This is a genomic window from Streptomyces sp. NBC_00377 (assembly GCF_036075115.1).
Taxonomy (GTDB): Bacteria; Actinomycetota; Actinomycetes; order Streptomycetales; family Streptomycetaceae; genus Streptomyces.
Genome location: NZ_CP107958.1, coordinates 4,339,561 through 4,351,412, shown reverse-complemented (window position 1 = coordinate 4,351,412; position 11,852 = coordinate 4,339,561). Strand labels below are relative to the sequence as shown.

The 11,852-nt window shown below is 74.5% G+C and carries 7 protein-coding genes; 5 read left to right on the top strand and 2 right to left on the bottom strand.

Annotation, left to right across the window (positions count from 1 at the left end; translation table 11 throughout):
- The first annotated feature begins 23 nt into the window (after positions 1-23).
- On the top strand, positions 24-1,838 hold the full coding sequence (locus tag OHS71_RS19470) for a S9 family peptidase (RefSeq protein WP_328480648.1): 1,815 nt from the start codon (positions 24-26) through the stop codon (positions 1,836-1,838).
- Between the two features lie 82 nt (positions 1,839-1,920).
- Here OHS71_RS19470 and OHS71_RS19465 read toward each other — a convergent pair whose 3' ends face one another.
- On the bottom strand, positions 1,921-3,831 hold the full coding sequence (locus OHS71_RS19465; protein ID WP_328484569.1) for an NAD-binding protein: 1,911 nt from the start codon (positions 3,829-3,831) through the stop codon (positions 1,921-1,923).
- Positions 3,832-4,029: 198 nt separating this feature from the next.
- Between OHS71_RS19465 and OHS71_RS19460 the strand changes: the two genes are divergently transcribed.
- From OHS71_RS19460 to OHS71_RS19445, 4 genes are all read left to right on the top strand, one after another.
- Positions 4,030-5,070 (top strand): permease, encoded by a 1,041-nt coding sequence (locus OHS71_RS19460; protein ID WP_328480647.1) that lies wholly within the window; start codon positions 4,030-4,032, stop codon positions 5,068-5,070.
- Positions 5,067-5,831 carry a TIGR03943 family putative permease subunit gene (locus OHS71_RS19455; RefSeq protein ID WP_328480646.1) on the top strand — a complete coding sequence of 255 codons (765 nt, stop codon included), beginning with the start codon at positions 5,067-5,069 and terminating at the stop codon, positions 5,829-5,831. The genes OHS71_RS19460 and OHS71_RS19455 overlap by 4 nt, the downstream gene beginning before the upstream one ends.
- 125 nt (positions 5,832-5,956) lie before the next feature.
- Positions 5,957-6,352, top strand: a complete 396-nt coding sequence (locus OHS71_RS19450; RefSeq protein ID WP_328480645.1) for a luciferase domain-containing protein — start codon at positions 5,957-5,959, stop codon at positions 6,350-6,352.
- A gap of 124 nt (positions 6,353-6,476) precedes the next feature.
- Entirely contained in the window at positions 6,477-7,028 is a 552-nt protein-coding gene (locus OHS71_RS19445) for a hypothetical protein (RefSeq protein WP_328480644.1), read from the top strand.
- A 314-nt stretch (positions 7,029-7,342) separates the two neighbouring features.
- Here the strand turns inward: OHS71_RS19445 and OHS71_RS19440 are convergent, their stop codons facing one another.
- Positions 7,343-11,776: an nSTAND1 domain-containing NTPase gene (locus tag OHS71_RS19440; protein WP_328480643.1), complete on the bottom strand. Its 4,434-nt coding sequence runs from the start codon at positions 11,774-11,776 to the stop codon at positions 7,343-7,345.
- Between the last annotated feature and the right edge of the window lie 76 nt (positions 11,777-11,852).

The window sequence follows — 11,852 nt, the reverse complement described above, 5'->3', positions numbered from 1 at the left end:
TCGCGGGCGGGCAGTATGGGGTCATGACTGAGAGCAACGGGTCCGCCGCGCCCGAGCAGTACGAGGAGATGCCGGACTGGGAGAAGCGCTTCAGGGCGCCCCGGGTGTCGCTGCCCGACTGGGCGCAGGACGCCCCGGACCGCGCCCTGTTCGTTTCCAATGCGACAGGGACGTACGAGCTGTACGCCTGGGACCGGGCCACGGGCCGGCAGCGCCAGGTGACCGACCGGGCCAACGGCACGACGGACGGCGTGCTCTCCCCGGACGGCGCGTGGATCTGGTGGTTCGACGACAAGGACGGCGACGAGTTCGGCGTCTGGCGGCGCCAGCCCTTCGACGGCGGGGCCGACGAGCCGGCCACCCCCGGCCTTTCCGCCTCCTACCCGGCGGGCCTGGCGCTCGGCCGCGACGGCCGGACGGCGGTGGTCGGCCGCTCCACGGACGAGGAGGGCACCACCATCCATGTGGCACGGACCGGCGAGCCCCCCTTCGAGCTGTACCGCCACCGCGAGTCGGCGGGCGTGGGCGACCTCTCCCACGACGGCTCCCTCATCGCCCTCGAGCACACCGAGCACGGCGACGCGATGCACTCCGCGCTGCGGGTGCTCCGCCCCGACGGCTCGAAGGTCGCCGAACTCGACGACACCAAGGGCGGCGCCGAGGAACTGGGCCTCGAGGTGCTCGGCTTCGCCCCGGTCGACGGCGACCCCCGGCTGCTGATCGGCCACCAGCGCCGCGGCCGCTGGGAGCCCCTGGTCTGGGACGTGGTCACGGGCGTGGAGACCGATCTGGCCCTCGACCTGCCGGGCGACGTCAGCGCCGAGTGGTATCCGGACGGCTCGGGTCTGCTCATCGTGCACAGCTTCGAGGCGCGCAGCGAACTGTTCCGCTACGACCTGGCGAGCGCCGCTCTGGAGCGGATCGCCACCCCGCCGGGCACGGTCTCCTCCGCCACGGCCCGTCCCGACGGCAGCGTCGAGTACCTGTGGTCCTCCGCGGCCCGGCCGCCGGCGGTCCGCTCGACGACCGGCGAAGTGGTCCTTGACCCTCCCGGCATGAAGTCCCCGGGTTCGGTCCCGGTGCAGGACGTGTGGGTGGAGGGGCCGGGCGGCCGCATCCACGCGCTGGTCCAGAAGCCCGCGGACACCACCGGCCCGCTGCCCACGGTCTTCGACATCCACGGCGGCCCGACCTGGCACGACAGCGACTCCTTCGCGGCCGCCCCGGCCGCGTGGGTGGACCACGGCTACGCGGTGGTGCGCATCAACTACCGCGGCTCCACGGGCTACGGCCGCGCCTGGACGGACGCCCTCAAGCACCGGGTCGGCCTGATCGAGCTGGAGGACATCGCGGCGGTGCGGGAATGGGCGGTGAGCTCGGGTCTCGCCGACCCCGACCGGCTGATCCTCACCGGCGGCTCCTGGGGCGGCTACCTCACCCTCCTCGGCCTCGGCGTCCAGCCCGACGCGTGGGCCGTGGGCATCGCGGCCGTCCCCGTCGCCGACTACGTCACCGCCTACCACGACGAGATGGAGGCGCTGAAGGCGATGGACCGCACGCTGCTCGGCGGCACCCCCGAGGAGGTACCCGAGCGCTTCGAGGCCTCGTCGCCGCTGACGTACGTCGACAAGGTGCGGGCCCCCGTCTACATCTCGGCCGGTGTGAACGACCCCCGCTGCCCCATCCGTCAGATCGACAACTACGTCAGGCGTCTGGAGTCCGGGGAAGCGGTCCACGAGGTGTACCGCTACGACGCGGGACACGGCTCCCTGGTGGTGGACGAACGCATCAAGCAGGTGAGGCTGGAACTGGAGTTCGCGGAACGGCACCTCCGGTAGGCCGTGGTGGTGGTGGCGGCGGGGGTGGGGGCGGGGGAGAACCTCGCCCCCACCGCATCCCGCTCGCCCCTCCGGCCCGCCCCTACGCCGCCGGCTCCCCTCGCCGTCTGCGGCGCAGCAGCTCCGCCAGGCCCCGCCGGGTCGCGGCCAGCACCACCCGGTCGGACGCCCGCAGGACGTACGTGTCCGGAAGATCCCAGACCAGCCCCGGACCCCCTTGCCGCTCCCGCCCCGTGTCCAGCGCCAGCACCCGCCAGTACCCGGCCCGGAACGCCTCCCCGACCGTCCTGCCCTCCAGCTGGGCGTGTCCCCCGACCCGCAGCGCGGCGAAGAGCAGCACCCGCCGTTCCACCGGGATCGCCCCCAGGATCTGCCGCCCCATCATCGCCCCGGCGAACGACGGCGCCGCGAGGTGCGTCACGCTCCGGCTGCGGGTCAGCGCCTGCGGATGCGCGGCCCGCAGGGTGCGGTAGACGGCGGTCGCGAAGTCGTCGTCGTACAGCCGCAGCACCACCCGCAGGTCGGGCCGCAGCGACCGCGCGTACAACGCGGCCTCCAGGTTCGTCGTGTCGGAGCTGGTCACCGCGAGCAGCGCATGCGCGCGATGGATCTTCGCGGCCTCCAGCACCCCTTCCTGGGTGACGTCCCCGAGCACCACCGGTACCCGTAAGCGCCGCGCCACCGCGAGCCCGCGCGCCTCGGGCCCGGCCTCGACGCACACCACGGGGATGTTCAGCTCCCGCAGCCGGATCAGCACCCGGGTGCCGATCTTCCCCAGCCCCAGGAGTACGACATGGCCGCCCAGGCCCCGGGGCGGCCGGCGCAGCGCCCCCGCCCCGCGGAAGGTGCCGAGCGCCTCCAGCACGGCCGCGAGCAGCACCGGCAGCAGCAGCAGACCCATGAGCCCGGAGAGGAGCTGAAGGACCTGGCGCTCGGTGGTGGCACCGACGGCCGGGTCGTTGATGGCGAACAGGTCGAGCAGCGTCAGGTACAGCGCCCCCAGCGGATGGATGCCGGTCACCAGCCACAGCGCCACCGCCAGCGCGAAGACACACCCGAGGAGACCGGCCAGTGACCACCGCAGCCGGCGCGAGAACAGCGAGGCGAACGGCGCCATCACCCCGACTCCCCGCCCCGCCGGCAGCGCGGGCCCCGCGGAGTACGCGACCTGCTCCAGGACGACGGACCCGCGCCTGCCGGACGCGGCCGCCTCCCGCACGGCCGCCGCGTCGGGCAGCAGCAGCGGCCCCTGCTCACCGCTGGTCTCGGAGCCGTCCGCGAAGGCCGGGTCACTGCCGTTCGCCGACAGCAGCGCGAGCGTGGGCAGGCCCGGTGGGTCGGACTCGCCGGGGCCGGTAGGAGGCCGCTCCACCGCGCGCAGCAGCAGTCCGTCCGTCTGGACGACCTTGCTGGTGCCGACGACGGCCGTCGCGGCGAGCGCGGGAGCGGCGGTGTCGGCGTCGGACAGGACGGTCGTCGAGGCGTCCCCGGCATTGGTGTCGTAGGCGTCCCCCGACGCCCTCGCGCTCTCGGCGGCCAACGCGGCCGCCTGGTCGAGGAGTTCCTCGATGTGCTGGCCCAACCGCCGGTTGTAGAGCCGCAGGACGAGCCGCAGCCGGGGGTTGAGCCGGCGGGCGGTGAGGGCGGCACGGATGTTGGTCTCGTCGTCGTCGTACACGAGCGCCAGCGCGGCGGCCCGCTCCACACCGGCCTCGGCGAGTACGGCCTCGGTGGCCTCCAGCGCCTCCAGGGTCCGCTGACCGCTCACGGGTTCGCTCGTGACGGTGGGCACGCCGTTGCCCGCCGCCCGGTTGACGGCCGCGCTCACCACCCGGTCGAGCAGCGCCGCCGACACCGCGCGCGCCCGCCCCACGACCGGCGGCCGCACCGTGCGCTCGGCGGGCGGCACGACGAGCGTCACCTGCTCCTCGTACACCCCCCGCAGCTCGGCGGCGAGCCGGTGCGCCAGTCCGTCGTCGCCGCACACCACCATGTGCGCGCCGGCGGTGCCCGGCTGCTGACCCTGATTCGGAACGCTGCCCACGAGGGAGAAGACTGCCTCACCGGGGCGGGAGGTTCCACGGACGAGATGAACAAGGGTGAACACCCGGTGGGGAACCCCCGTATGAAAGGGGAGGGAATGCGAGAAACAGGCATCAGGGACGACACGGAAGCCGGAGGTGCGCGACCCGTGGCCATCACCAGAGCGGCCCCGCGGGAGGAGGGCGCGCGCCCGGACCGTCCGCGGACGCCGCCCGCGCCGCCCGAGCCGTCCGACGGGTCCGGGCGGCTCACCTCCCCGCTCGTCCTGACCATGCTGCTGCTCCTGCTGGTGCTGTTGCAGAGCCCGATCCGCCGCGCGCTGTCCGCCCCGGTGATGCAGAGCTGGACGACGGTGTTCGTGGCGGTGGTGGTGCAGGCCCTGCCGTTCCTGGTGCTGGGGGTGCTGCTGTCGGCGGCGATCGCGGTCTACGTACCGCCCTCCTTCTTCGCCCGCGCCCTGCCGTCCCGTCCCGGACTCGCCGTCCCGGTCGCCGGGGTCGCGGGTGCGCTGCTGCCCGGCTGCGAGTGCGCGTCGGTCCCCGTGGCCGGCGCCCTGGTCCGGCGGGGCGTGACCCCGGCCGCGGCCCTCGCCTTCCTGCTCTCCGCACCGGCGATCAACCCGATCGTGCTGACGGCGACCGCCGTTGCCTTCCCCCGCAACCCCGAGATGGTGCTGGCCCGTTTCGTCGCCAGTCTGCTCGTCGCCTGCGTGATGGGCTGGCTGTGGCAGCGGCTGGGCCGCACGGACTGGCTGCGCCTGCCGGCCCACGCCCCGCACGAGGGGGAGACCAGGGGGGCGGCCTTCTGGGACTCGGTCCGGCACGACGTGATGCACGCGGGCGGCTTCCTGGTCCTGGGCGCGATGGCGGCGGCGACCCTGAAGTCCGTCGCCCCGGCGAGCTGGCTGCGCACGGCGGCGGAGAACCCGGCGGTCGCCGTCCTGACGCTGGCCGTCCTCGCGGTGATCCTCTCCATCTGCTCGGAGGCGGACGCGTTCGTCGCCGCTTCCCTGACCCAGTTCTCCCTCACGGCCCGGCTCGCCTTCCTGGTGGTCGGCCCGATGATCGACCTCAAGCTGTTCGCGATGCAGGCGGGCACCTTCGGCCGGGGCTTCGCCCTGCGCTTCGCCCCGGCGACGTTCGTGCTGGCGATCGCGTCGGCGGTCCTGACGGGGTGGGTGCTCCTGTGAACCGACAGTCCCAGGCGGCCGTCCTCTTCCTCCTCGGCGCCGCCCTCCTGCACGCCGGCACCACCGACCTCTACCTCCGCTACGTCAAGGCGGGCCTGCGCCCCCTGCTGCTGGCGTCCGGCGCGATCCTGATCGTCACGGCCCTGGCGACGGCGTGGTACGAGCGCCGAAGGGCCCGGGGGCGGCGGGAAGAGGAGCACGAGCACGATCAGGACCGGCAGGACGGCCGGGGCCGTGAGCAGGGCCACGTGCACCCCGAACCCCGGGTCTCCTGGCTCCTGATCCTCCCGCTGCTGGCGCTGATCCTGGTCGCCCCGCCGGCCCTCGGCTCGTACAGCGCGACCCGCACGGGAACGGCCCTCCAGGAGCCCCTCGCCTACCCTGCCCTCCCGGCCGCGGACCCGCTCGCCCTGAGCGTCGTCGACTACGCGGGCCGCGCGGTCTACGACCACGGCCGCACCCTCACCGGCCGCGAGATCCGCCTGACCGGCTTCGTGGCCCTGGACCAGGACGGCACGCCCTACCTGGTCCGGATGGCCCTCAACTGCTGCGCCGCCGACGCCCAGCCGGTCAAGGTCGGTCTGACCGGGCACATCCCCCCGGTTCTCCAGCCGGACGCCTGGCTGTCCGTCACCGGCACCTACATCCCCCGCACCGTCCACGACCCGGTCAACGGCGGCCCGATCCCCTTCATCGAGGTCACCGCCGCCGAGCCGACCCCGGTACCCCGGGACCCCTACGACGAGTCGTGGAACAACTGAGGGTTCCCCTCCGCTGACGTTCGGTCCCGGAAACCCTTCCCGCGCCCGGACTTTCCCTGTCAAGGCCCGGTTACGGCTTCCTCAACCCCTGGTGGCCGGGCGGTGAGCGCCTCATGATGGGGACCATGACGGCGGCCTCGCGTGCCCTGACACGACTGGCGACCTGGCCGGACCTCACGGAGGTCCGGCCCAGCTGCGGCACCGGCCGGGCGGTGCGCTCGGGCGGGGTCGAGATCGTGCACTTCCACTCCGACCGCAGTGTCGATCTGCACCTCACCGCCGCGGCGATCCGCCGGTTCGAGAGGGACCTCAGACACTCCACCGCCATCCGGCTGCTGCCCGGCTCGGCCTGGGTGACCGTCCGTCTGGAGTGCGAGACGGACATCGACCTGCTGATGACCCTGGTGAGCGCCGCCCTCCAGGCCCACCAGCGACACCCGGGCGCGCACGCCACCGCCTTCCCGCGCTGCAACGAGCACCGGGAGGCGGCACTCACCCGCGAGAGCGCCGGCGGAATCTGAACTCCGGCCGCCGCGGGGGAGGGTGACGCGCCGGGGCCTACCGTCCCCGCCGCCCGTCTGGATAGCTGACGGTCCGTCAGCTATGGTCGCCCCTGCCGTGCCGATACGGAAGGGGCGAGCTGCCATGGAGACCGATCCGGACCGTCCGACCCGTCCCGCGGAGAGTCCGCAGCCGCCGGGGGACCCGCGCTGGGTGGCGATGTTCTACGACCGCGCCTCGGCGTCCTGGCGCGCGGCCGCCGAATCCCCCGACCGCACACCCGTGTTGTACGCGATCGGTGAGATGACGCAGGTCCGGCGTGCCCGGGGGGACGAGGCGACGGTCGCCCTGTGGGGGCCGGGGGGCGGCGGATGGCAGCGCTTCGACCCGTCCCAGGCGACCACGTGGGGCGCATCCGTGGGCGGGTCCCCGGGCGCATCTCCGGGCGGGTCCACGTCGGTGGCCGCGCCCGGGGCGTCGGCCGACAGCGTCACGCGGCCCGGCCACGCCAGGCACGCGGAGCGCATGCAGGACCGCCGGCACCAGGTCCTGATGGCGGGCCTGGGCAAGGCCGGCCTGTACGACCTCGCGCCGGACGACGTGACGGCCGTGCGGACCCTGGTCGACCAGGTGGACGAGGCCACCCTGCGCAGGGTCGCCCACTGGATGACCCTGGCCGGCGGGCCGGTGGAGTGACCGCGCCCGAGGGCGGTCGCGCCCGGGCGGCGGTCGGTTTGTGTGTGTCGGGGCGGACGGCTCCTGCGTGCCGTCCTCCTGGATCACCCGGTGCCGGGTCGAGGCCCGGCGGACGGGTGGTGCGGAGCGGCCGCGCCGCCGCGCAGGACTCACCCGAGACGTGACCGGGCAGGAAAAGGCCCGGTCGCTGGCGACGGGGGATGCACCAGCGACCGGGCTATGGCCAAGGCTAACAAGGCTGTCGGGTCGGCGGGCGTCGACTTCTCAGCTGCCTTGCGGTTGTGATCGGGATCACTCTCGCGCCCGGGTCGCGTTCATTCTTCGCACGGAGGTTCGTAGGGGAGCCGGGGCAGGTACTCGTGCCACTTGTCGGCCGTCAGCACGCCCCGGGTGGTCGCGCAGATCCGGGTGATCGCCTCGTCGACGTCCAGATTCCACAGCCGTACGGTGTCGGCGCCGCTGGAGACGCCGAGCATGTGGCTGTTGCGGCTGAAGGAGAGGAAGTTTCCGGTCTTGGCGTTGGGGCTCATCGACTGCCCGATGGGGGAGGCCCCGGCCGGGTCGGTCACGTTCCACAGCCGGATCGTGTTGTCGTTGCCGCCGCTGGCGAGGGTGTCGCCGTCCTGGCTGAAGGTCAGCGACACGACCGCCTCGGTGTGGCCGGTGAGGGGCGCGCCCCGCGGGGAGGCCTTCGCCGGGTCGGTCACGTTCCAGAGCCGTACGGCGTCGTCGTCGCTGCCGCTGGCCAGTGTGCGGCCGTCCGGGCTGTAGCCGAGCGCGTTGACGGGGCCGGTGTGCCCGGTGAGCGGGGTGCCGAGCGCGGTGGAGTGCAGGGGGTCGCTCACGTCCCAGAGCCGCACGGTGTGGTCCGCGCCGCCGCTGGCGAGAGTGCGTCCGTCGGGGCTGAACACCAGGGCGTTGACGAAGCCCCTGTGGCCGGTGAGCGGGGCGCCGAGCGCGGTCACGCGGGCGGGATCGCTCACGTCCCACAGCTGGATCGTGCGGTCGTCGTAGGCGGTCGCCAGCGTGCGTCCGTCCGGGGCGAAGGCCAGCGCGTCGGGACCCAGGAACCGGGTGTGCAGGGCGACGGGCGGTCCCGCGGAGACGGGCCGCGCCGGGTCGGTGACGTCCCACAGGTACACCGCCCGGTTGGCCGTCAGCACGGCGAGCGTACGGCCGTCGGGTGAGAACGCGAGGGTGCGCTCGCTGCCGTCGTCGGGCATGAAGGGCGCGCCCAGCGTCACCGGCCGGCCGGGATCCGCCACGTTCCACAGCCGGACCCTGCCGTCGCGGGCGGCCGTGGCGAGCACCCGCCCGTCCGGCCGGAAGGAGCCGCTGCGGCCGATCATGTCCGACGTCGGGACCGACCAGAGACGGACCTTGCTGTCGCCGTTGCCGGTGGCGAGGGTACGGCCGTCGGGGCTGAAGCCGAGGGCGTACATCTCCCCGCTGCCCCCCGCGAGCGGCTCGCCGACCTGCGAGGGGTACGCCGGGTCGCTGACGTTCCACAGGGTGGCCGTACTGTCCGCGCTGCCGGCGGCGAGCATGGTTCCGGAGGGGTTGAAGGCCACCGACCACACGGGCCCCGTGTGCCCGTTGAGCGGGGCGCCGAGCTGGGCCGCCCGGCCGGGGCCGGTCATGTTCCACAGCCGGATCGTGTCGTCCGCGCTGCCGCTGGCGAGGGTGTCGCCGTCGGGACTGAAGGCCAGCGTGTGCACGGTGTCGGTGTGGCCCGTCAGGACCGTGTCGAGCCGCTTCGGCCGGCGCGGGTCGGCCGTGTCCCACAGCCGGATCGTGTTGTCGTCGCCGCCCGCCGCGAGGGTCCGGCCGTCCGGGCTGAACGCCACCGAGCGCACGGCGGCGGTGTGGCCGGACAGCACGGCGAGCGGCGTCGGCCGGCCCGGCTCCTCCCCCGCGCCCGGCTCGGCTCCCGCGGAAGCGGCACCCATGTCCCACAGGCGCACGGTGCCGTCCTCGCCCGCGGAGGCCAGCGTCCGCCCGTCGGGGCTGAAGGCGAGCAGGTAGATCGTGCCGGCGCGGCCGGGGAGGGGCGTTCCGAGCGGGCGCGGGCGGGCGGGATCCCGGACGTCCCACAGCCGGACGGTGCCGTCGTCGCCCGCGCTGGCGAGGGTGCGGCCGTCCGGGCTGAACACCGCGCTGCTCACCCAGCTCGTGTGGCCGGTGAGCGGCTTGCCCAGGGGCTCGGGCCGGGACCGGTCGCTGACGTCCCACAGCCGGACGGTCCGGTCGTAGCTGGCGGTGGCCAGGACCTTGCCGTCCGGGCTGAAGGAGGTGAGGTAGACGGCGCCGGTGTGGCCGAGCAGGGGCGTGGCCAGCGGTGCGTTCACGATCGAGATCAGGCGGTTGTCGGTGCCCGCGTCGTCCGGCCGCAGGTCGTGCGCCACCAGGTCGAGCTGCGCGGACAGCGACGGATCCGTGTACTGCACGCGGTCGGCCTCCGCGACCACCTGCTCGAACACGGCGTCGTTGCGCTGCTGCCAGGCGACCACGGCCGCCCCGACGGCGAGGATCGCCAGCACCACCAGCGCCGACACCGCGCCCCGGCCGATCCACACGATGCGCCTGCGCAGCCTGACCGACGCGGCCAGGAACTCCACCGCGCTGCGGGTCAGGAAGGTGTCACCGGCCGACTTCGCCCAACTGTGGGCCTGCTCCAGCCGGGAGCCCCGGTAGAGCAGTGCCGCGTCGCGCTTCGAGCCCTCCCAGGCCCGGCCGTCCTCCTCCAGCCGCTGACGCAGCAGATGGTCGCTGCGGTCCTCGTCGATCCAGCCGCGCAGCCGGGGCCAGGCGTGCAGCAGCGCCTCGTGGGTGATCTCGACGGTATCCGCGTCCAGGGTCACGAGCCGGGCGCGTACCAGCGCCTCGAGCGACTCCTCGGTCCTGCCGGGGTCGGCCGACTCCTGCGCGAGCTGGCGCCGGGTGCCCCGCCGCCTGGTGGCCTGGGTGTCCTCGCCGAGCCTGACCAGCCGCAGCAGGAGCAGCCGGGCCGCCGTGCGCGCCGCCGGGTCCAGCCCGGACCAGGCCTGCTCGGCGGTCGCCGCCACCGCGCCCTGGATACCGCCCGCCGCGTGGTAGCCGGCCAGCGTCAGCCGCCCCGCCTTCCGGCGCTGCCAGGTGGCGAGCAGGGCGTGTGAGAGCAGGGGCAGCGCGCCCGCGTGCGCTCCCTGCGGACCGTCGGCGCTCACCTCGCGGATGATCAGCTCCGCCAGCCCCGGTTCGAGCTCGAGCCCCACCGCCCTGGCCGGCCCGGTCACCGCGTCGCGCAGCTCAGGGGTGGTCAGCGGCCCCAGCACCATGTGCCGGTGCTGGAGGGCGTCGGAGAGCTCGGGGTGACCGAGGCACTCCTCGTAGAAGTCGGCACGGACACCCAGGACGACGAGGACGGGGGGCGGGGCCGGTGGTGGTGCGCCGGTCCCGGGTCCCGTGGCTCCGGTGCCGGTGGGGCCGGGGGTGGTGGGGCCGCCGGGGACACGAGCAGGGTCTCCGCCGGGGCCCGCCGGGGTGCAGGCCGCGTGCAGGAGCTGGATGAAGAGACGCCGGTTCGCCTCGTCGGCGCAGAGGGTGAACGCCTCCTCGAACTGGTCGACGATGATGACCGGGCGAGCGGCATGGGGTCGGACGGGAGGGGCGGAGGGGACGCTGGCGGGTGAGGGCCCCGCAGGTGAGGGCCCCGCAGGTGAGGGCCCCGCAGGTGAGGGCCCCGCAGGTGAGGGCCCCGCAGGTGAGGGCCCCGCAGGTGAGGGCCCCGCGAGTGAGGGGACGGTGGGTGAGGGGCCCGTGGGTGAGGGCCCGGTGGGCGAGGGGTCCGCCTCCCGCCGGGCCCAGGCGGTCACGGCCTCCCGGACGGCACGCGCGAAACGAGGGGTGCCGGGCGCCCCGGCCGTGGCGGAGGCGTGGGCGTGGGACCCGGCGGCGGACTCCGGCGCCCGCGCCGTGAAGGGGGCGAGCTCGGGGATGCGGCTGGTCAGCTCGGCCAGGGGATCGGCGCCCGGCACGATCTGGAGGACCTTCGTGGGGCTCGTGGCGCCGTCGGTGCCGGTCCTCGCCGCCCGGCCGCCGCTGTTCCGGTCGGCCGGCCCACCGTTCTGGAGGGCGGGCACGAGACCCGCGCTGAGCAGGGAGGACTTGCCCGCTCCCGAGGCGCCGACCAGCATGACCAGGCCACCCGTTCGTTCCGCCGCGCGCAGCTGGGCGACGAGGGCGTCCGTACTGCGCTCCCGGCCGAAGAACCACCGCGCGTCCTGCTCGCGGTACGAGGCGAGCCCACGGTAGGGGCACACACCGCCGGGGACGCCGTGCGTCTCGGTCGCCGGCCGCTCGGCCTGCCGCTCCTCGACGGAGGCGACGGGGACATCACCGACGACCGGGTCGGCCACGGCCCGCTCCCACAGCCGCTGCCACCGGGCGAGGTCGTACAGACCGGTGGACACCGGCGCCGGCCGGGTGCGCCGCGCCTCGGGTATCAGGACGTGCAGCACCGCGGCGAGGGCGGCGAACTGGGCGGGCACGTTCCTGGCCCGTCGCCAGTCGCTGATCCGCTGGGCGGAGACCCGGACGGGTCGTCCCCGTTCGTCGACCCGCTGGAGCCGGGCGACCGTCTCGGAGACGCGCTTGAGGGGAGGGTTGCCGGCCTCCTTGTACAACAGCGCGAGCCGTTCCGCGAAGGCTGTGCGTGCGCCCGAGTCGGAACTCAAGGCTTCCCCCCTCACTTCACCCGCACCTGCCATCCGGACCGGAAAATCCACTTTATATGCCTGACCTGCGGATAAGGGGTCGGCCGGACATCGGATCCTCCTCGGTTCG